17 protein-coding genes are annotated in these 19,519 nt (G+C 74.3%); 8 read left to right on the top strand and 9 right to left on the bottom strand.

Going from position 1 to position 19,519, the window contains the following annotated elements; genetic code table 11:
* Window positions 1-298: 298 nt before the first annotated feature.
* The 4 genes from ACQPYD_RS04515 to ACQPYD_RS04500 all read left to right on the top strand — a co-directional run bounded on the left by ACQPYD_RS04515 (window position 299) and on the right by ACQPYD_RS04500 (window position 5,036).
* Complete coding sequence (locus ACQPYD_RS04515; RefSeq protein ID WP_433699901.1) at window positions 299-1,804, top strand: LCP family protein; 1,506 nt, start codon at window positions 299-301, stop codon at window positions 1,802-1,804.
* Window positions 1,805-1,826: 22 nt separating this feature from the next.
* Window positions 1,827-2,516, top strand: coding sequence for a YIP1 family protein (locus ACQPYD_RS04510; protein ID WP_433699900.1), 690 nt, complete (start codon window positions 1,827-1,829; stop codon window positions 2,514-2,516).
* A 234-nt stretch (window positions 2,517-2,750) separates the two neighbouring features.
* Window positions 2,751-4,082, top strand: coding sequence for a UDP-glucose dehydrogenase family protein (locus ACQPYD_RS04505; RefSeq protein WP_433699899.1), 1,332 nt, complete (start codon window positions 2,751-2,753; stop codon window positions 4,080-4,082).
* 231 nt (window positions 4,083-4,313) lie between these two features.
* Window positions 4,314-5,036 (top strand): TNT domain-containing protein, encoded by a 723-nt coding sequence (locus ACQPYD_RS04500; protein WP_433699898.1) that lies wholly within the window; start codon window positions 4,314-4,316, stop codon window positions 5,034-5,036.
* Here ACQPYD_RS04500 and ACQPYD_RS04495 read toward each other — a convergent pair.
* On the bottom strand, window positions 5,018-6,631 hold the full coding sequence (locus ACQPYD_RS04495; RefSeq protein WP_433699897.1) for an MFS transporter: 1,614 nt from the start codon (window positions 6,629-6,631) through the stop codon (window positions 5,018-5,020). The genes ACQPYD_RS04500 and ACQPYD_RS04495 overlap by 19 nt on opposite strands.
* Before the next feature lie 70 nt (window positions 6,632-6,701).
* On the opposite strand from ACQPYD_RS04495, the gene ACQPYD_RS04490 reads away from it, so the two are divergent.
* Window positions 6,702-7,274 carry a TetR/AcrR family transcriptional regulator gene (locus tag ACQPYD_RS04490; protein ID WP_433699896.1) on the top strand — a complete coding sequence of 191 codons (573 nt, stop codon included), beginning with the start codon at window positions 6,702-6,704 and terminating at the stop codon, window positions 7,272-7,274.
* A gap of 362 nt (window positions 7,275-7,636) precedes the next feature.
* Here the strand turns inward: ACQPYD_RS04490 and purE are convergent, their stop codons facing one another.
* Entirely contained in the window at window positions 7,637-8,137 is a 501-nt protein-coding gene (gene purE / locus ACQPYD_RS04485; protein ID WP_433701950.1) for a 5-(carboxyamino)imidazole ribonucleotide mutase, read from the bottom strand.
* A gap of 29 nt (window positions 8,138-8,166) precedes the next feature.
* Complete coding sequence (locus tag ACQPYD_RS04480) at window positions 8,167-9,270, bottom strand: 5-(carboxyamino)imidazole ribonucleotide synthase (protein WP_433699895.1); 1,104 nt, start codon at window positions 9,268-9,270, stop codon at window positions 8,167-8,169.
* A 282-nt stretch (window positions 9,271-9,552) separates the two neighbouring features.
* Here ACQPYD_RS04480 and ACQPYD_RS04475 point away from each other — a divergent pair, with 282 nt between their 5' ends.
* Window positions 9,553-10,029, top strand: a complete 477-nt coding sequence (locus ACQPYD_RS04475) for a GtrA family protein (RefSeq protein ID WP_433701949.1) — start codon at window positions 9,553-9,555, stop codon at window positions 10,027-10,029.
* Window positions 10,030-10,047: 18 nt separating this feature from the next.
* Here the strand turns inward: ACQPYD_RS04475 and ACQPYD_RS04470 are convergent, their stop codons facing one another.
* A complete protein-coding gene (locus ACQPYD_RS04470) occupies window positions 10,048-11,061 on the bottom strand; it encodes a CPBP family glutamic-type intramembrane protease (protein WP_433701948.1) in 1,014 nt (337 codons plus the stop codon).
* Window positions 11,062-11,456: 395 nt separating this feature from the next.
* Here ACQPYD_RS04470 and ACQPYD_RS04465 point away from each other — a divergent pair, with 395 nt between their 5' ends.
* The gene (locus ACQPYD_RS04465) at window positions 11,457-12,596 is read left to right on the top strand and encodes an Mrp/NBP35 family ATP-binding protein (RefSeq protein WP_355013758.1); all 1,140 of its coding nucleotides are present in this window, start codon (window positions 11,457-11,459) and stop codon (window positions 12,594-12,596) included.
* Between the two features lie 118 nt (window positions 12,597-12,714).
* Here ACQPYD_RS04465 and ACQPYD_RS04460 read toward each other — a convergent pair whose 3' ends face one another.
* From ACQPYD_RS04460 to sigE, 4 genes are all read right to left on the bottom strand, one after another.
* Window positions 12,715-14,229: a trypsin-like peptidase domain-containing protein gene (locus tag ACQPYD_RS04460; protein WP_433699894.1), complete on the bottom strand. Its 1,515-nt coding sequence runs from the start codon at window positions 14,227-14,229 to the stop codon at window positions 12,715-12,717.
* Window positions 14,230-14,617: 388 nt separating this feature from the next.
* A complete protein-coding gene (locus tag ACQPYD_RS04455) occupies window positions 14,618-15,679 on the bottom strand; it encodes a transcriptional regulator (protein WP_433699893.1) in 1,062 nt (353 codons plus the stop codon).
* A complete protein-coding gene (locus ACQPYD_RS04450; RefSeq protein WP_433699892.1) occupies window positions 15,676-16,368 on the bottom strand; it encodes an anti-sigma factor family protein in 693 nt (230 codons plus the stop codon). Before ACQPYD_RS04450 ends, ACQPYD_RS04455 begins: the two co-directional genes overlap by 4 nt.
* The gene (gene sigE, locus ACQPYD_RS04445; RefSeq protein WP_330159666.1) at window positions 16,365-16,982 is read right to left on the bottom strand and encodes an RNA polymerase sigma factor SigE; all 618 of its coding nucleotides are present in this window, start codon (window positions 16,980-16,982) and stop codon (window positions 16,365-16,367) included. The genes ACQPYD_RS04450 and sigE overlap by 4 nt, the downstream gene beginning before the upstream one ends.
* Before the next feature lie 316 nt (window positions 16,983-17,298).
* Between sigE and ACQPYD_RS04440 the strand changes: the two genes are divergently transcribed.
* Window positions 17,299-17,886 carry an O-methyltransferase gene (locus ACQPYD_RS04440; protein ID WP_267950251.1) on the top strand — a complete coding sequence of 196 codons (588 nt, stop codon included), beginning with the start codon at window positions 17,299-17,301 and terminating at the stop codon, window positions 17,884-17,886.
* 69 nt (window positions 17,887-17,955) lie between these two features.
* Here the strand turns inward: ACQPYD_RS04440 and ACQPYD_RS04435 are convergent, their stop codons facing one another.
* A complete protein-coding gene (locus tag ACQPYD_RS04435) occupies window positions 17,956-19,455 on the bottom strand; it encodes a leucyl aminopeptidase (RefSeq protein ID WP_433699891.1) in 1,500 nt (499 codons plus the stop codon).
* Between the last annotated feature and the right edge of the window lie 64 nt (window positions 19,456-19,519).

Here is a 19,519-nt window from a genome sequence, read left to right as displayed (position 1 = left end):
GGACCGGTCCGCGGCGGGCGGGCCGTACGGCGCTCCCCGGAACCGGGGGCCGCCGTGCGCGTACCGGAAGCGATCATTTTTACGCGTAAGTCAGTCCGTGACCACGGATTTCGGTCACACACTGGTACCGGATACGCCTCAGGACGGCTCCCGGTGACAGCGGAACCCCGGCGGCTCCGGCGGCGTCCTACCCAAAGCGGAGGACAACACGCCGAGGGTTGACATCCCGCGCTCTTCGGCGGATCGGGTGACAACCTAGGGATAAGGACACCGTGGGTCGGTTGGGACGGGGACGCCGATGAGCGACGACAGCTCGGGAACGCAGGGGCCGGGGGACGGCTTCCGGCGAGAGCGTTCCCAGCCGCTGCCGCCGGAGGACCGCCGGTCCCCCAGGTCCGGCCGGGTGACCGTTCCCAGCAGGGCCGCGCGGCGCCGCCGCACGGGCCTGCTCCTGATGGGCGCCTTCTCCGTCCTGGTCCTGCTCGCCTCGGGCACCTCATGGGCCTTCACCGGATGGATGTCCGGCTCCCTGAACAGGTTCGACGTGTTCTCCGGCCTGTCCGACGGCGACCGCCCGGAGGCGACCGGCGGCCTGACCTTCCTGGTGATCGGCTCCGACAGCCGCGAGGAGGTCGGCCAGGAGGACCGGAACGACCTGAGCGTCGGCTCGACCCCGGGGCGGCGCTCCGACAGCATGATGCTGGTGCGGCTCAACCACGAGCGCGACCGCGTGACCGTCGTCGGCATCCCCCGCGACCTGTGGGTGGACATCCCCGGCGAGGGCGAGGACAAGATCAACGCCGCCTACGCCTACGGCGGTCCGCAGCTGGCCGTCCGGACCGTCGAGTCGGTGACCGACGTGCGGATCGACCACTACGTCGAGGTGGACTTCCACGGCTTCGTCGACGTGGTCGACGCCCTGGGCGGCATCCAGGTGTGCCTGCCCGAGCCCGTCCAAGACCCCAAGGCGCAGCTGGACATGGCCGCGGGCACGCACGAGGTGGACGGGACCGAGGCCCTGGCGTTCGCCCGCACCCGCGCGACGTCGCGCGGCGACCTGGACCGGATCGACCGCCAGCAGCAGGTGCTGTCCGCGATGCTCGACCGGGCGCTGAGCAGCGAGACCCTGTCCGACCCCGCCAAGCTGACCGCGTTCCTGGACAGCGCCCTCTCCTCGGTGACGGTGGACTCCGGCCTGGACACCGGCACGATCAACGAGCTCGCCTACCAGATGCGCGACCTGGACATGGGGGCCGTCACCTTCACCCAGGTCCCCATCGCCGACATGAACCACTGGACGCCGCGCGGCGACGTCGCCCTGCTGTGGGACGAGCCGGCCTCCCGGGAGCTGTTCGCCGCGGTCCGCGCCGACCGGCCGGTCGCCGAACCCGGGGAGGAGCCCCGTGACGGCGGGAGCGGCGACCCGGACCCCGGTGACATCCGGGTGAGGGTGTTCAACGGGATCGGGACCCCCGGCCTCGGCGCGCAGGTGGACGAGGGCCTGACAGGGGCGGGCTTCGCGCTGTCCGCGCCCGCCGAGAACTGGAGCAGCAGCGACGTGCCGGCGACCGAGGTGAGGCACGGGCCCGGCGACGGGGCCGACGCCGCCTACGTGGCCGGGATGATCCCCGGCGCGGAGGCCGTCGAGGACACCGCCCTGGACGGCGAGCTCCAGATCGTGATCGGATCCGACTACACCGGGTTCCACGCCCCGGACGGCGCGGAGTCCCCCGGGCCGGAGGCGGAGCCCTCCGCCGCCGAGGGCCTCTCCACCTCGACCGCCCGGGACAACGTCTGCGGGTGACCCCCGCGAAGGAAGGACTCCTGTGCTCCGACACCTGGTCGGCCTGCTCGCCGGTATCGCCCTCGCCCCCGTGCTGTGGGCCGCCGTCGCCTGGTCGGCCGAGGCCCTCCCGCGGCTCGCCGCCGGTGACGTGGGAGTCGCGACGGTGCTGTCGGCGGCCGTGTCGTGCCTCACCGGGGGCGTGTGCGCCTACCTGGTCGCGTCCCGGGTGTCCCCGCTGGCGGCAGGGGCGTCGGGGGCCCTGCTCACGGCGCTGTGCCTGTGGCCGGCCGTGCATCCCGCGTCGATGGGCCCCGCCCTGGCGTGGCTGAACGACGAGAGCTTCCTGTACCCGGCCGGCGCGGGCCTCGCGGCGGGGCTGCCGCTCGGAACGCTGCTGCTGGTCTCGGCGGCCATGCCGGTCCGCTGGCGGACGGCCGCCGGCGCCGGGTTCCCCGCCCCTCCGGTCGAGGGCGGTCCCGGCCGGGTCCGGTACCGCGGCGCCGTTCCCGGCGGGGCGGACGGCGGTCCCCGGGGCGACCGCGGTCCCGTGGGCGACACCGTTCCGGACGCCGTGCCCGCACCGCCCCCCGCCCTCGATCAGGACGATCCCTTCGCCGGTGATCCGGACCGGACCACGACCCCCTTCCGGCGGAGCGGGTCCGGCGCGACCTGGACGCCCCTGGACGACGAGAGCGGCGGGGCGGGCCCCCTCCGGGGCGGGCCCCGCTGAGCCGCGCCCCCGTGGCCGGGAGGCCGCACCCACCGGTAACCTGAGCGCCTGACTGTTCACGCGGTGTTCGGTCATGCGCCACACCTCGGCGCGTAAGGTGATGCATCGCGCCCCCGGGGCACCCCCGTCGGCCGAATCATGTCCGTTTCCTGCCCTCAACCGGGGTGTTGACCGCCTTCTGCGGGAACAACCACCGGCACAGGCAACGGACGAAAGCGAGGAAGGACTCAACCAGTGGTCGAAGCGGACCGTATGCGCGTCTCCGTCATCGGTACCGGTTACCTGGGCGCCACCACCGCGGCCTGTCTGGCCGAGATGGGGTTCGAGGTGCTGGGGCTCGACGTCGACGAGGCCAAGATCGAGATGCTCCGCTCCGGCAGGGTGCCCTTCTTCGAGCCGGGCCTGGCCGAACTGCTCGGCAAGAGCCTGGAGTCCGGGCGCCTCGGCTTCACCACCTCCTTCAGCGAGGTCGCCGAGTTCGCGGACCTGCACCTGATCTGCGTGGGCACCCCCCAGCGCGACGAGTCCGGCGCGGCCGACCTGCGCTACGTCAACGCCGCGGTCGACCAGCTCGCGCCGCACCTGCACCGCCCCACCGTGGTCGTCGGCCGCTCCACCGTCCCGGTGGGCACCGCCGCGACCCTGGCCGCGCGGCTGGCCGCGCTCGCCCCCGTGGGCGGGGAGGCCGAACTGGGGTGGAGCCCCGAGTTCCTGCGCGAGGGCTTCGGCGTGGAGGACACCCTGCGCCCCAACCGGATCGTGATCGGCACCGACTCCCCCCGGGTCGAGAAGGCCGTGCGCGCCCTGTGGCAGCAGCAGGTCGACGGGGGCGTCCCCTTCCTGGTGACCGACCTCCAGACCGCCGAGCTGGTCAAGGTGTCGGCCAACGCGTTCCTGGCCACGAAGATCTCCTTCATCAACGCGATGGCGGAGGTGTCCGAGGTCGCGGGCGCCGACGTGATCCAGCTGGCCGAGGCCCTGTCGTACGACGACCGGATCGGCGGCAAGTTCCTGGGCCCCGGTCTGGGCTTCGGCGGCGGCTGCCTGCCCAAGGACATCCGCGCGTTCATGGCGCGCGCCGACGAGCTGGGCGTGGAGCCCGCCCTGTCGTTCCTGCGCGAGGTGGACGCGATCAACCAGCGCCGCCGCGCCCGCACCATCGACCTCGCCCGCCAGCTGATCGGCGGCAGCTTCGCCGGGCGCACGGTCACCGTCCTGGGAGCGGCGTTCAAGCCGAACTCCGACGACATCCGCGACTCGCCCGCGCTGGACGTCGCCTCGACCATCGCGTCGCTCGGCGCCCAGGTGACGGTGTACGACCCGGTGGCGCTGGAGCGCGCCCGCGCGGAGCACCCGCAGCTGAACTACGCCGACTCCATGCTGGAGGCGGCGCGGGGGGCGGACGTGGTGCTCCTGCTCACCGAGTGGACCGAGTTCCGCGAGGCCAACCCGGAGGAGCTGGCCACCGTGGTGGCCCAGAAGAGGATCGTGGACGGGCGCAACGCCCTCGACCCCACGTTCTGGCGCGCCTCGGGGTGGACCTACCGGGCCCTCGGCCGCCAGTAGGCCCCGACCCGTTCCGGCGGCCGGTCCCCGAGGGGGCCGGCCGCCGGTGTTCCCGGCGCGGGCGCCGGCCCCCGGCGACCGCGTGGGGCGGGGCATCCCTCCCCTCCTCCGGGCGGCGGTTCCGGCGAACCCCGCGCGGTGACCTTCCGTCCGTGCTTGACTTCACTCCGTGGTCGAACGCGGGCGGCCGGCACCGGGTCGGCGCCCGAGGAAACGAACGGAGTCCGATTCGTGAAGCTCTCCGCGGTGGCAGGCGCCGCACTGGCCCTGCTCCTGGTGGCGCCGCCCGCCCACGCCGACGTGCTGTCCCCTCCGGGGGCGCCGTCCGCGCCGCAGGCCGACTGTCCGGTGCTCGATCCCCCTCCCACCGAGGAGGACCTTGCGGCGTACCTGTGCGGCGACCGCCGCCTCGGGCCCGCCGAGCTCCCCTCGGAGGGCCCCGTGGGGTCGCTCGTCCGCTCCTACGACAGGCTCGGCGACCTCACCCCGGCGGAGTTCCTGGACAGGTGGGCCACCCCCCAGGGCTGGGACTACCCCGACCACATGGGGTTCGTGGTGGTGGACGGCGAGCCGGTGAACGGGCTCCGACGCCTCCGCGAGGGGCGGATGCTGGACCGGTTCGGGTCGCCGCGGGGCACTTTCCTGGCCCCGGCGGGCGCGCCGTACGAGCGCCGGGCGCTGCCGCCGGACTCCCTCAACACCTGGCCCGGCGGGCCCGAGCACAACTACAACTGCTACGAGGTGGCGACGGGGTTCACCGCCCTGGTGGGCCCGATCGCGCCGCACTTCGAGCAGCCGGGCGGCGGTGAGCAGGTCCTCGCGCCGGCCGGGGAGCTCCCCGAGGCGCAGGGCGACGGGTACGTGCCGGTGAGCGACCTCCTGGAGTGGGGCTACCTGGAGCAGAGGCCCGCCGAGGAGTGCGCGGCCCCCTGGCGCTACGCCCTCGGGGCCTGATCCCGGTCCGCTGCCGCCCGGGCGCCCGCGGCCGGGGCGCCCGGGCCCGCGGCGACCTCCCCTCCTGCGGCCCCGCCGGGTCCCCCTCCGGCTCCCGGGGGCAGTCCCCGCAGGGCCGCGGCGACGAGGAGGGCCGCGACCGCGAGCACGGCCGCACCGGTGAGGGCGGCGGTGGAGACCCCGGCGGTGTAGGCCGTGAAGGCCGCGTCGAGCAGGGCCCCGGGGTCCTCGGCCCCCGGCGCGGCGGCGACGGCTCCGGCGACGGTCTCGCCGGCGGGCCCCTCCGCCCCGGACGGGCCGTCCTCCATGGCCGTGCGGTAGATCCTCGTGGCGGCGGTGCCGAGGACCGCGATGCCCAGGGCCGAGCCGAACTCGGTGCTGGTCTCGGAGACCCCGGCGGCGGCGCCGGCCCGCTCGGGCGGCGCCGTGGCCAGCACGAGGCCGTTCGCGAGGGTGCCGACGATGCCGACGCCGAAGGTCGTCACCGTGTACCCGACGATGAGGACGGCCAGCGGGGAGTCCGTCTCCACGGTCCCCACCACGGCGAACCCGGCGGAGCCCGCCAGCAGGCCCGCGGCCATCAGGGGGCCGGGGCGGACCCTCGGCGACGCGACGCCCGCCAGGACGGCTCCGAGGACGGTGCCGACGAACACGGGCATGGACCACAGCGCGGCCTGGAGCGGGCTGAGGCCGTGCACGGTCTGGAGGAACGTGAAGACCAGGAGTCCGAGTCCCGCGGCGGCGAAGGCCACGGCGGCGTTGCTGCCGACCGCGGCGGTGAACGCGGGGCGGGTGAAGAGCGCCACGTCGACGAGCGGGTGCTCGGCGCGGCGCTGGCGGACCGCGAACAGCACCAGGAACACCGTGCCGACGAGCAGGGCGGCGGCGCCCTGGAACTCGATGCCGTGCTCGGCGAAGCGCTTGGCCGCGTAGACGAGACCGAGGACGGCGACGAGCGAGGCGCCCGCGCCGGGGAGGTCGAAGCCCGCCGCGCCCGGGTCGCGCGACTCCGGGACGAGGAACGGCGCGAGGGCGACCAGCAGGACCATGAACGGCAGGTTGACCAGGAAGGCCGAGCCCCACCAGAAGAACTCCAGGAGCAGGCCGCCGAGGATCGGCCCGGCGACGGCGCCGCCGGTGAAGGCGATGGTCCAGGCGCCGACGGCAGCCCCGCGCTGCCGGGGGTCGGTGAACATGCTGCGGATGAGGGACAGCGTGGACGGGGCGAGGGTCGCCCCGGCGAGGCCGAGGAGGGCCCGGCCCGCGATGAAGAGCTCGGCGCTGGGGGCGAAGGCCAGGAGCGCCGAGGCCGCGCCGAAGAGGACGGCGCCGGTGAGGAGCAGCCTGCGGCGGCCGAGGCGGTCCCCGAGGCTGCCCATCGTGACGAGGAGTCCGGCGAGGACGAAGCCGTAGACGTCCATCATCCACAGCCACTGGGTGGCGCCCGGTTCGAGCGCCTCGGCGATGGCGGGTGCGGCGACGAAGAGGACCGAGATGTCCATGGACACCAGCAGTGCCGGGATCAGGAGGAGGACGAGACCGGCCCAGGTGCGGGGCGCGGCCCGGCGGTTCGTCGTGGTCTGTGGGGTGTGCATGGCTTTGATCGTACGTACGTCAAAATCAACAGTCAATATGTACGTACGTACAAAATGCTAGGATCCCCGTATGAGCCAACGAGACGACCTGCTGGCAGGCGCCAGGAAGTGCCTGGTCGAAAAGGGGTACGGCAAGACCACGGCCCGCGACATCGCCGCCGCGTCAGGGGCGCACCTGGCGTCCATCGGTTACCACTTCGGGTCCAAGGACAACCTCATGAACGCGGCGGTGCTGGAGGCGTCCGGCGAGTGGGGCGACTCCTTCCAGGCGGCCGTCGACGCCTCCCGATCGCAGGAGCCCGAGCAGCGGATGCGCGCCCTGCTGGGCTCCGTCTTCGCGTCCCTGCCGGAGGAGCGCGACCTGCTGGTGGCCAGCATCCAGGCCTTCACCCAGGCCGAGTTCGACGAGGGCGTCCGCGAGGCCCTCGCCAGGGGTCTCGCCAGGGGCCGCCGGGAGCTGGCCGCGATGATCCTGGGCGTGGAGCCCGACGAGGTCGACCCCGGCACCGTCGCGGGCCTGGGGTCGCTGGTCTACAACCTCATCGCCGGCTACGTCATCCAGTTCGTCGTGGACCCGGAGGCGCTGCCCACGGTCGACCAGGCGATGGACGGTCTGCGCGCGCTCGTGCCCGCCTCCGGCTGACACGCGCCCGCCCCGCCCTCAGTGGTCTCCCACCCCTGGCGGGGTTCGGCGCCGGGACCGGCCACGGGCACAGGACCGTCGGGGGCGGGACCCGCGCGTCACAGCGGCGGCGGTCCCGGCCGGACCGCCGGGGCGTGGTCCGCGGGTGCTCCCGGCGGGCCCGGCGGACGCGGGCCCGGGGTGACCCGCGGACCACGGCCCAGGGCGTGTTCCGTGGATGCTGTCCGTCGCGAGCGGCGCATCCGGTGCGTTCATCGCAAGGCCGAAGAAGGAGTCAGGGTGGGGTCCTGTCGACTGATGAGAACGCCGCGAGGGGCGTGCCGGGGCGACGCGCAGCAGGGCGGGTGTCCGCGGACCACGGCCTAGAGGCCGAAGCCGGTGGGCCTGCCGCCCTCGGCGACCTCGCGCCGCAGGCGCTCGCCCTTGGCGTGGGCCTGGGACCTGAGCTCCTCCTGGAACCTCTCCATCCGCCCGGACAGCTCCGGGTCGTGCGCCGCGAGCATCCGCACCGCCAGCAGGCCCGCGTTGCGCGCCGCGCCCACGGCCACCGTCGCCACGGGGACGCCCGCGGGCATCTGGACGATGGACAGCAGGGAGTCCATGCCGTCGAGGTACTTGAGCGGCACCGGGACGCCGATCACGGGCAGGGTGGTCACGGAGGCCAGCATGCCGGGCAGGTGGGCGGCGCCGCCCGCCCCGGCGATGACCGCCTTGAGACCGCGCCCGGCGGCCTCCTCCCCGTAGGAGATCATCTCGTGCGGCATGCGGTGCGCGGACACCACGTCGGCCTCGAACGGCACGTCGAACTCGCGCAGCGCCTCGGCGGCCTCGCGCATCACCGGCCAGTCCGAGTCCGAGCCCATCACGATGCCCACGACGGGGGCCTGGTTGCTCACTGGTCGTCTCCTCGCAGGTAGGCGGCAGCGTCGCGGGCGCGCTCCAGGAGGTCCTGGTGGTCGTCGCCCATCACTGTGACGTGCCCGATCTTGCGGCCCGGACGCACGTCCTTGCCGTAGAAGTGCACCTTCACGTCGGGGTCCTTGGCCATCACGTGCAGGTAGCGGCTGTAGACGTCGGGGTCCGTGCCGCCCAGCAGGTTGGCCATGACGGTGAAGGGGGCGTTGGTGCGCGGCGACCCCAGGGGCAGGTTGAGGACCGCGCGCAGGTGCTGCTCGAACTGGGAGGTGCGGGCGCCCTCGATGCTCCAGTGGCCGGAGTTGTGGGGCCGCATGGCGAGCTCGTTCACGACGACGCCCCCGGCGGTCTCGAACAGCTCCACGGCCAGGACGCCGGTGACGTCGAGCGCCTGGGCGATCTCGATGGCGAGTTCCTGTGCCCTCGTGGCCTTCTCGTCGGAGAGGCCGGGGGCGGGGGCGACGACCTCGTGGCAGATGCCCCCGCGCTGCACGGTCTCCACGACCGGGTAGACCGCGACCTGGCCGTGCGGGGAGCGGGCCACCTGCACCGCGAGCTCGCGGGAGAAGGCGACCTTCTCCTCCACCAGGAGGGGGACGTCCTCGGCGGCGGCCCGGTCCACGACCGCCCGGGCCTCCTCGGCGTCGGCGGCGATCCACACGCCCTTGCCGTCGTAGCCGCCGCGCGCGGCCTTGAGGACGACCGGCCAGCCGGCGCCCGCCTCGCCGTCGGCGAACCCGGTCACGTGCTCCAGCGCGGTGACGGCCCTCCACCGCGGGGACGGGGCGCCGAGCTCGGCCATGCGGGTGCGCATGCGCAGCTTGTCCTGGGCGAAGCGCAGGGCGTCCCGGCCGGGGCGCAGCAGCCCGCCCGCCTCCTCGACGGCGCGCAGGACGGGCTCGGGGACGTGTTCGTGGTCGAAGGTCACCACGTCGTTGGCCTTGGCGAAGGCCATGACGTCGTCCAGGCCGCGGTCGTCCCCCAGCGTGACGTCGCCGCAGACCAGGGCTGCGCTGTCGGTGGGTGCGGCGGCCAGGACGGAGAAGTGGACGCCCAGTCCGATGCCCGCCTGATGGGTCATCCGGGAGAGTTGGCCACCTCCGACCATTCCCACGCGGGGGACGGTGCGGTTACGCTCGCTCACAGTTCCTCAACTCACATGCTCGTCAACCGCGGTGACGGGACGGCTCCCCCGCGGGGGAGCCTGGCCGGTTCGGCTCGGAACCCGCGGCCGGGGCCCTGCTCAAGTCCCCGGGCTAGAGTCTAGAGCGTGCGCGCACGGCGGCCGGAAGCCCCTCTCGCCCCCGGGTCGGCGGCCCGTCCGAAGGCGCACCCCCCGACCACACGACTGGAGGCGACGGCCGTGCGCGACTTCTCCGCCCGCCATCCCGCGCTCGCGAAGCTCGCCGCGGAGGTGGGCAAGTTCGGTTCAGTCGGCGCGATCGCCTACGTGGTCCAGCTGGGCGCCACCAACCTGCTGTGGGGGGCGGCGGGCATGGGCCCGCTGTCCGGACAGGTGGTCGGGACCCTGTGCTCGATCGCGGTCGCGTTCGTCGGCAACCGGTTCTGGACGTTCGGCGACCGGGCCCGCACGGGCTACGGGCGCGAGACGCTGCTGTTCCTGGTGATGAACGGGATCGGCCTGGCCATCCAGCTGGCCTGCCAGGGGTTCTCCGTCCACGTGCTCGGCCTGGACGGGGTGCTCGCGCAGAACGTCGCGGGCAACGTGGTGGGTGTGGGGATCGGCACGCTGTTCCGTTTCTTCGCGTACCGGACGTGGGTGTTCCCCGAGCGCCCGGAGACGGCCCCGGAGGAGGCCGCCCGGGAGCCGATCGCCTGACCCGCGGGCCGGGCGGGCTCAGCGCGGCGTGTCGGCGCTGGTGCGGCGCACCCCGCGGCGGCGGGCCAGCCAGACCACGCCCAGCGCGTACAGGCCGACCTGGGCCGTCGTGAGGAGCAGGACGAGCGGCGAGCCGGCGCCCAGGGGGAGCCCCGCGCCGACGACGGCCCCCGTGCCGATCTCCGACAGGCGGTCCTCGAAGACGCACAGCGTGAACTGCACCAGGCTGTTGACCGTGTGCAGCGCGGTCGCGGCCTCCAGGCCGCCGGTCCGCCAGGTCAGCCAGGCCGCTCCCAGGCCCATGACGACGAGGGCCGCCGTGGTCCAGAGGTCGCCGGGGTGCGTGGCCAGGTAGAGCGCGGCGAACAGCGTCCCGCCCGCCAGGACCGAGGGTCCCGGGGAGCGCAGCACCCGGGCCACCGCGGAGTCGCCGCCCCGCTCGCCGGGGCGCGCCCCGAGCGCGCCGACCATCTGCATGACCAGGCCGCGCAGGGTGATCTCCTCGGCCGCGGACTGGAACGGGACCAGGACCAGGACGACGGCCATCGCCGCCGCGAACACCTCGGTCCCCCCGGCGCCCTGGTGGGGCACCAGGCCGGGCTGGACGACGCGGGCCAGCGGCAGGAAGGCCGCCACGCCCAGGGCCACCGGCAGGACCGCCGCGGCGGTGCAGACCGCCAGCCAGCCCCAGCGCACGCGGCCCGCGACCGACATCAGGGAGCCGACGCGGCGCCACTGGACCACCCGCACGACGAAGAGGACGATGGGGATCAGCAGCGCCGACGACAGCAGGCCGAAGGCCAGCTGGGCGATCTCGCTGATGCGCACCGAATCGGGGGCGAGTCCGCTGCCCTCGACGATCGCGACGATCGTGACCGCGAGCAGGATGGCCATCCACAGGAAGAACAGCAGGACGGCGAACCCCGCCAGGGCCAGGGGCGTCGTCCACCAGCGGAAGCGGGAGGTCCGGGCCAGCCTGTGATAGGACTCACCCCGGGGCAGTTCCGCGCAGGCGAACTCGCTCGTGCGCACCGGCCTGGGCGGTGGCCAGGCCCACACCCCCGGGTCGGCGTTGACCGCCGGGTGCCCGCCGGGCGGTGTCAGCCGCCCCCCGCCGGGGGGCCCGGCCCAGGTCTGCTCCTGCGCGTAGGCCCCAGAAGCCCGCCCCTCCGGCCCTTCGGGCGCGGCGGGCCAGGACGAACCAGGCGGTGGCGGCACATTTCCCATCGTGCGCCGAGACTACTATCCGGCCATGTATTGCCAGTGTTAAGGCCACGCCGTTATCGCCTGGTCACAGTATGAACAGGGGATGGCCGAACGCCGCCGCGGCGAGGAATGAGGGACGCCCCCTCCTGGTTGGAAACGGTGGTACGTGCGGGTGACACCGCAGACCAACCATCCCGCCCCGCTGACCTACGATTGAGCACATGTCCTCCACAGCAACCACCGAGCAGGTGCACAAAGCCCTCGCCACGGTGCAAGACCCGGAGATCCACCGTCCCATCACCGACCTCGGCATGGTCAAGAGCATCGACATCGCCGACGACGGTGCCGTGAGCGTCGGGATCTACCTCACGGTGGCCGGCTGCCCCATGAAGGGCCGCATCGAGAAGGACGTGACCGCGGCGGTGACCAAGGTCGCCGGCGTCACCTCCGTCCGCGTCGAGCTCGACGTGATGAGCGACGAGCAGCGCAAGGAACTCCAGACCAAGCTCCGCGGCGGCCAGGCGGAGAAGGAGATCCCCTTCGCCAAGCCCAACTCCCTGACCAAGGTCTTCGCCGTCGCCTCCGGCAAGGGCGGGGTCGGCAAGTCGTCCGTCACTGTCAACCTCGCCGCGGCGCTCGCCGCCCAGGGCCACAAGGTCGGCGTCGTGGACGCCGACATCTACGGCCACTCGGTGCCGCGCATGCTCGGCGCGTCGGACTTCCCGACCAAGGTCGAGGACATGATCCTGCCGCCCACCGCGCACGGCATCAAGGTCATCTCGGTGGGCATGTTCACCCAGGGCAACCAGCCCGTGGTGTGGCGCGGCCCGATGCTGCACCGCGCCCTCCAGCAGTTCCTGGCGGACGTGTTCTGGGGCGACCTGGACGTCCTGCTGATGGACCTGCCCCCGGGCACGGGCGACATCGCCATCTCGACCGCGCAGCTGCTGCCGAGCGCCGAACTGCTCATCGTGACCACGCCGCAGATGGCCGCCGCCGAGGTGGCGGAGCGCGCGGGCGCGATCACCGCGCAGACGCACCAGCGCATCGCGGGCGTCATCGAGAACATGTCGTACTTCGTGCCGCCGGGCGGCGGGGAGCCCCTGCACCTGTTCGGCGAGGGCGGCGGCCAGACGGTCGCCGACGCGCTGACCAAGACGCTGGGGACCACCATCCCGCTGCTGGGCCAGGTCCCGCTGGACACCCGCCTGCGCGAGGGCGGCGACGAGGGCACCCCCCTCGTCCTGAGCGACCCGGACACCGACGCGAGCAAGGTCATCTCCGGCATCGCCGAGTCCCTGGTCGGCAAGCCGCGCGGCCTGGCGGGGATGCAGCTGGGCATCTCCCCGGCCGGACGCTGACACGCCTCCCCCGGGCCGCACGCGGCCCCGGGAGGAGGGAACGGAGAAGGCCCCCGGGCGACCGGGGGCCTTCTCGTGTGCGGGGAGGGCGGGCGCGACGGGGGCGCTCCCGGGGACCTCAGTCGTCGGTCGAGCCGAGGACGATCGTGGTGCTCTCGCGCTCGCCGTCGCGCTCGTAGTCGACGGCGGCCTCGTCGCCGGGGGCACGGCTGCGCAGCATCGCGAGCAGGTCCTCGCCCGAGCCGACCTGACGGGAGTCCAGGGAGACGATCACGTCGCCGGGCTCCAGCCCCGCCTCGTCGGCCGGACCGCCCGGCTCGACCGCGCCCGCCCCCTCGGCGATGACCGCGCCCGCGAGGGGGCTGTCCTCGTCGATGTCGGCGCCGATGTCCGCGTACGCGGCCTCGCCGTCCTCCATGAGGCGGTTCACCACGCGCTCCGCCTCCACCGAGGGGATCGCGAACCCGAGGCCGATGTTGCCGCTGGTCTCCCCCATGGCGCCCATGGTCGCGATCATCGAGTTGACCCCGATGACGCGGCCGCGCGTGTCCACCAGCGGCCCCCCGGAGTTGCCCGGGTTGATGGCGGCGTCGGTCTGGAGCGCGTAGAAGCGCCCGCCGCTCTCGCCCTGGCCCGAGCTGACCGGCCGGTTGACGGCGCTGATGATGCCCTGGGTGACGGTGCCGTTCAGGCCGAGGGGGGCGCCGATCGCGATCACCTCGTCCCCGACGATGACCTCCTCGGAGTCCCCGAACTGGAGCGGCTCGACGTCGTGCGGGTCCGCGATCGACAGGACCGCGAGGTCCGAGCTGGGGTCGGCGCCGACCACGGCGGCCTCGGAGAGGGTGCCGTCGCTGTACTCGATGACGATGCCGTCCGCCTCCAGCCCGCTGGAGACGTGGTCGTTGGTGACGACGTAGTCGCCGTCGATGACGAAACCGGAGCCGCCGCCAGGGACGCGCGCGTCGGCGCTGATGAGCGAGACCACGCTCGGGCTGACCCGCTGCGCCACCCCGGCGATGGTGTCGGGGTCGCGCTGGGGCGCCTCGGGCGGGGGCTCGTTCATGACCGGGCCGTCCTCCTCCGGCGCGGCGTCGGAGGCCGCGGAGCCGTTGAGGAGCCCTCCCGCCACACCGCCCGCGCCGCCCGCGATGAGCGCGACCACGAGCATGCCGGACAGGGCCATCCACACCGGGACGCCGCGTCCGCGCGGCCGGGGCGCGACGGGCGGCGCGATCCCGTGGGCCGCCTGCGCGGGCTGCGGCGCGTGCGGCCCGGAAGGGCCCGGCACGTGCGGGCCGGACGCGTCCGCGGGGACGTACGGGCCGGGTCTGCCCGCCTGCCCGGGGGCGTCGGCGGGGTCCGACCGGTGGAAGGGGACCGTGTAGCCGGTGGGGTGGTCGGGGCCCGCCGGGCCGTGGGGCGCGGACGGCCCCTGGTGGGCCGCGCGGCCCGGGCCTCCGGGTGCGTCCGGCCACGGGCCGGGCGCGCCCGGAGGCCCGGCTCTCCCCGCGGGGTTCTGGGGGTCGGCGGGGCCCGCGGGCCCGCCCGGGACCGGGTGGTGGCCGGTCCGGTCCCCGGGGTTCGAGGAGGCGCCGGGCTGTCCGCCCTGCCCGGGAGGGGTGTGGTTCATGGGGTCTCCACTGCGGGGAGGGGCGGATGAGGACGGACCGGGGGCAGCGCCCCGGTCGGCTGCGGTGACGGGGGCCGGGCCTTCGTGGGCCGGGGGGCCGGGGACGGCCCACCGGGGGTGCCGCCGGTGTTCCGCGGGGGGCCGGCCGGGCGGGGGCGCCGCGCCTGGCGGCCCGTCCCCGGGGGGCGGCGCGCCGTCCGGCGGGGTCGACCGGGAGGGCCCTGCCCCGTGGTCCGAACGGCCGTTCTCCTCAGTCAAGACCTGCTCCGTGGGTCGCTCTGTCGCTTGGCTCGCGGTCGACACGCGACCCGGCGGGCCCCGCCGCGTGCGCCCCGACCGGTGCGGGCCTCCCGCCGCCCGGCGGGTCCGCCTCGGTCGGAGGGCGACCCTAGAGGAACCCCAACCGGGACATGCCCCGATGCACTCTGGCCCAGAAGCCGGAACTCTCGGGTCCCGGCAGCGCGGTCACAGCGGACGAGGCGATCCCGGCGGGGGCGTCGGCCAGCACCGTGTAGACGAAGCCGCCCGCCTGCCACATGCTCTGGTACTGGCCCACGTCTCCGCCGAAGACCGTGTCGTGTTGTGTTGTGACGCCGCTTCCCCCCATATCGGTTCCGGCGTATCCGTCACGGAGTGAAGCGGTGTGTTTCGTGTCCAGCTTCCCACGCTGGACGAAAACCGACACCTGCGACAACCCGTCCGAATAGATCGCGTGCACGACGCGGCGGCCCGCGTGCTCGGTGGAGCGCGCGTCGACCAGCCTGAGGTTCCAGTGGAGGTGCTCGGGGAGCGTCCACCCGTCCTCCCGCAGACCGTCGCGCTCCTCCCCGGTCAGGGCGTCGCCCCAGGGGGTTCCGCCGACGGCCCCCTCGGGCCAGTCGCCCTCCCCCGGCGCGAGGCCGGTCAGGCGGACGCTGAGCGCGGGCTCCCCCGACACCTCGTAGACCGTGCTCCCGACGAGCAGCCCGGTCCCGGTGTCGACCCAGAACCGCCCGGCGACGGTGCCGTCGGCGCGTCCGGCCTCCACCACCCGGACCTCCCGGCCGTCCAGGTCGGCGGTGCCCGCGTCGGTCACCTCGTAGGTGTCCTCCAGCATGTGCAGCAGGCGCTCGTCCAGCGACTCCAGGGCCGAGGACGCCCGCACCACGAACGCGGCCTCCTCGTCCCCCACGGGAGCGAGCGCGAGGCCGGCGCCCGGCCGGTGCACCACGTGCACCTGGGACGGCGCCTCCCCCTCCGCCCCGGTCACCTCGCGCACCGCCGAGTAGGCCGTCTCCTTCCCCGCCACCGCGGCCCGGCGCAGCACGGACATGCCGTCGTCGGCCCCCTCGGCGGGGACCTGGTGCGCATCGGGGCACGCGGCCCCGGTCAGCAGGACCACGCACAGCGCCAGGACGGCGACGAGCGTGGCCGGACCGGACGTGGCGGAGGAGGGTCCCCCCGCGCTCACCGCGTCGTTTCGGTGGAGCCGTACCCGGGCGGGGTCTCGGTCCCCACGGGACGGACCTCCGTCGGGCGGGAGTCCACGACGGGTATCTGACGGCTGGTCACCGCGTGCTCGACGGCGTAGTCGGACAGGCGGGGCTCCACCACGGGCGTGTCCTGCGCGTCTCCGCCCGCGACGAACGCGGTGCCCAGGAGCGCGGTGGCGACCGCGAAGCCCGCGACCGCGTAGCGCCCTCCCGGGAAGTCCGGGAGCAGGTGGGAGAAGCGGTCCCCGCCGCGGCGCCTGGCGGGGCGGGCCGGCCGCTCGGGGCGGGCGGGCCCCGTCCGGGCCGGCCCGGTCTCCGCCGCGGTCTCCACGGCCGGAGCGCCCCCTCCGGGGAAGCCGCCGAGGGGGCGCGAGGACCCCAGCGGCGGACGGAACCCGAAGCCCGCGCCCCCGGGCGGCGGCTCGGAGGGGCCCCGGCCCCCGGGGCCGGGGTCGCGGGACAGGCTCGTGAGCCGCCCCATGAAGTCCAGGTCGGGCTCCGGCTCGCGCAGGCCGGTGAGGCGGCGCTTCAGGCGGCGCGTCATGTCGGCCTCGAACCGGCACGACTCGCACTTGGCCAGGTGGATGAGGGCGCTCTCGTGTTCGACGGGGCCCAGTTCGCCGTCGACGAGCGCGGAGAGCCGCTCTCCGAGGTGGTCCTTGCTCACTCCGCCTCCCCGTTGCTGACGTTGCCGCCGCTGCTCACCCCGTGCTGCTCGGCGGCCAGGGACCTCCGGTGCTCCAGGGCCCGCCGCAGCTGGGCGCGGCCCCGGTGGATACGGCTGCGGACGGTGCCGAGCTTGACGTCGAGCGTCGCCGCGATCTCCTCGTAGGAGAGCCCCTCGATGTCGCACAGGACGACGGGGGCGCGGAACTCCGCGGGCAGCGCGTCCAGCGCGGACTGGATGTCGGCGTCGAAGTGCCGGTCGTCGTAGCGCTGGGCCGGGGAGGGCTCACGCCCCTCCAGCCGCTCGTCCGCGTTGTCGGCCAGGCCCTCGAAGCGGATACGGGCCTTGCGGCGGGCCATGTCCAGGAAGAGGTTGGTGGTGATGCGGTGCAGCCACCCCTCGAAGGTGCCGGGGGTGTAGTTGGCCAGGGAGCGGAACACCCTGATGAAGACCTCCTGCGTGAGGTCCTCCGCGTCGTGCTTGTTGCCGGTCAGCCGGTAGGCGAGCCGGTAGACGCGCGGCGAGTGGGTCCGGACGACCTCGTCCCAGCTCGGGGGTTCCCATGCCTCGAATTCCACGGCAGGGCCGGTCTCTGGCACCGCTGCTCCCTTCATCCCGTCGATTCGCCGACTGGCTGGTCGGGGGGAGTTTGCTTCGTGGCGATCAACGTACGTTCATCCCGATTCAACGCCGGGAGGCGTGGATTAAGTTCCCGCCGCCACGCTCGGAGTTCGGTCCGGATCAGGCTAGTCTTCTGCCAGGCGCCGGACCTGGTCGGACCATCATTCCACGGTGGGTGACGGCTTCCCGGTCGGGCCCACGACACGTATGTGACCACCGCAGCGGGAGGCCGTCATCACCGGTCCGGAGGAGACAGCGGCCCGGCTCACCTGGGTCCGCACCGAGCAGGCCCGCTTCGAGCGGGACGCCATGGAGGACGAGCCGCTCGCCGACGCGTACGACGCGGGCCTGCGGTCGACGGCCCCGCCCGTGGACGCCGCCACGGGGGGCGCGCTGCGCTTCCTGGCCGCCTCCATCAGCGCCCGGTCCGTGGTCGAGATCGGGACGGGGTGCGGCTCCTCGGGGATCTGGCTGCTGCGCGGCATGACGCCGGACGGCATCCTCACCACGGTCGACACGAACGCCGAGTACCAGGAGTACGCGCGGTCCGCGTTCGCGAGGGCGGGGTTCGGCGCGGGACGGGCGAGGCTGATCCGCGGGGCCGCCCTGGACGTGCTGCCGAGGCTGACGGACGGCGGGTACGACCTGGTCCTCGTGGACGCCGACACCGTGTCCTACCCCCTGTACCTGGAGGAGGCTCGGCGCCTGCTGCGTCCGGGCGGGATGGTGGTGTTCAACGGCGCCATGGCGGGTTCCTCCGAGCCGGACGGACCGCTGCGCGTGCCGGACCCCCGGGAGACCGCCGTCCGGGAGGTGATCGGCCGGCTGCGCGCGGAGGAGGCGTCCATCCCGCTGTTCATGCCCGTGGGCGAGGGACTCCTGGCCGCCATCCTGTAGCCGCGGAGCGACCGGAGGGGGAGGGGGCTCCCCCTCCCCCGCGGCGGCCCGGCCGCCGTCCGGCGCCGCTCAGCGGTCGGCGAGCCAGCGCAGCAGGGTGCGGGTCGTGAACGCCGTGCCGCCCTTGCTGAGCAGTCCGCTCTCCTTCATGGACCTGCCGGGCCCCGCGATGTCCAGGTGCGCCCACGGGACGTCCCCGGCGAACTCGCGCAGGAACAGGGCCGCGTCGGTGGCGCCCGCGGGACCGAAGTCGCGTCCGCGGGTGCCGATGTTGGCCAGGTCCGCCACCCGCGACTTCGTGGTCGGCACGTACTCCTCCGTGAGCGGCATCCGCCACAGGGGTTCGCCGGAGTCGCGGCCCGCCTCCTCCAGCTGGGCGGCGAGCTCCTCGTCGTTGCTGTACAGCGCGCCCGTGCCGGTGCCGAGCGCCACCTTGGCCGCGCCGGTCAGCGTCGCGACGTCCACCAGGACGTCCGGGGCGAGCTCGCCGACGGCGTAGCCCATGGCGTCGGCGAGGACCAGGCGGCCCTCGGCGTCGGAGTTGAGCACCTCGACGGTCGTCCCGGTGTAGGTGGTGAGCACGTCGCCGATCCGGGTGGAGTCGCCGGAGAAGGCGTTCTCCGCCAGGGCCAGCAGGCCCGTCACGCGGACGGCGGCGCCCACGGCCGCCAGGGCCGACAGCACGGCGAGGACGATCGCGGAGCCGCTCATGTCGGTCTTCATCAGCGACATGTTGTCGTTGGGCTTGAGGGAGAGCCCGCCGGTGTCGAACGTGATGCCCTTGCCCACCAGGACGACGTGCGCGGCGGGGTTATCGGGCGTGTAGGAGAGCTGGACCAGGCGCGGCGGGCGCGAGGAGCCCTGTCCCACGCCGAGGATCGCCCCGAACCCGTCGTTCTCCAGGTCCTTCTCGTCCCACACCCGCACCTGGAGGCCCTTGTCCGCGGCCACGTCGCGCGCGCGGGCCGCCATCCACTCGGGGTCCTTGGTCAGGGAGGGGGTGTTGATGAGGTCGCGGGCCAGGGCGGTGGCCGCGGCCAGGGCCGTGCCCCGCTCCAGTGCGCCGGCCAGGGATCCGTCGTCGCCGTCGCCGGCGGCGACCTCGACCGAGGCCGCCGGGCGCCGGTCGTCCGGGACCTCCGAGGTCTTGAGGCTGAAGGTGTAGGAGGCCAGGAGCACGCCCTCGGCGAAGGCGGTGGCGGCCTCCGCGCCGGAGCCGGGCCAGGCGAGGGCCACGCGCTCGTTCCCGCGGGCGGCCCGGGCCAGGGCCGCGCCGGCCTTCCGGAGGTCGTCGGGCGAACCCGAGCCGACCCCCAGAAGCGCCAGGCGGACCAGGCCCTGGTCCCGGGGCACCGGGAAGTGGGCCAGCTCTCCGGGTTTCCCGGTGAGCGAGTAGTGCGCGAACAGATCGGTGAGCGATGCCGGTAGGACCTGTGTCAGGCCGCTCTCGGCGACCCCCTCGACCGCCTCGGGTCCGCTGTCTCCCGGAATCAGGGGGAGGACCAGCAGGTCCGCGGTGGAATCGACGAGCTTCCCCGGTACGGGGTGGATCTCCGTGGCGAAAGGCACAGGCCGCTCACAATCGTTCACTTGGGAGGTGTACAACCTCGGGGGTCGTCAGGGCTTTCCGGCC

The organism is Nocardiopsis sp. CA-288880 (assembly GCF_050955985.1).
GTDB lineage: Bacteria > Actinomycetota > Actinomycetes > Streptosporangiales > Streptosporangiaceae > Nocardiopsis > Nocardiopsis tropica.
The sequence above is the reverse complement of the archived record's forward strand: the minus strand, read 5'-3'. Positions and strand labels throughout refer to the sequence as shown.

What these genes read in the sequence shown, in the direction of transcription:
- purE (WP_433701950.1), bottom strand. Translation starts at nt 8,137, where the DNA reads ATGGGCTCGGACTCGGACTGGCCGGTGATGCGCGAGGCCGCCGAGGCG.
- ACQPYD_RS04480 (WP_433699895.1), bottom strand. Translation starts at nt 9,270, where the DNA reads ATGACCCATCAGGCGGGCATCGGACTGGGCGTCCACTTCTCCGTCCTG.
- ACQPYD_RS04490 (WP_433699896.1), top strand. Translation starts at nt 6,702, where the DNA reads ATGAGCCAACGAGACGACCTGCTGGCAGGCGCCAGGAAGTGCCTGGTC.
- sigE (WP_330159666.1), bottom strand. Translation starts at nt 16,982, where the DNA reads ATGAAGGGAGCAGCGGTGCCAGAGACCGGCCCTGCCGTGGAATTCGAG.
- ACQPYD_RS04460 (WP_433699894.1), bottom strand. Translation starts at nt 14,229, where the DNA reads ATGAACCACACCCCTCCCGGGCAGGGCGGACAGCCCGGCGCCTCCTCG.
- ACQPYD_RS04440 (WP_267950251.1), top strand. Translation starts at nt 17,299, where the DNA reads ATGGAGGACGAGCCGCTCGCCGACGCGTACGACGCGGGCCTGCGGTCG.
- ACQPYD_RS04495 (WP_433699897.1), bottom strand. Translation starts at nt 6,631, where the DNA reads ATGCACACCCCACAGACCACGACGAACCGCCGGGCCGCGCCCCGCACC.
- ACQPYD_RS04515 (WP_433699901.1), top strand. Translation starts at nt 299, where the DNA reads ATGAGCGACGACAGCTCGGGAACGCAGGGGCCGGGGGACGGCTTCCGG.
- ACQPYD_RS04465 (WP_355013758.1), top strand. Translation starts at nt 11,457, where the DNA reads ATGTCCTCCACAGCAACCACCGAGCAGGTGCACAAAGCCCTCGCCACG.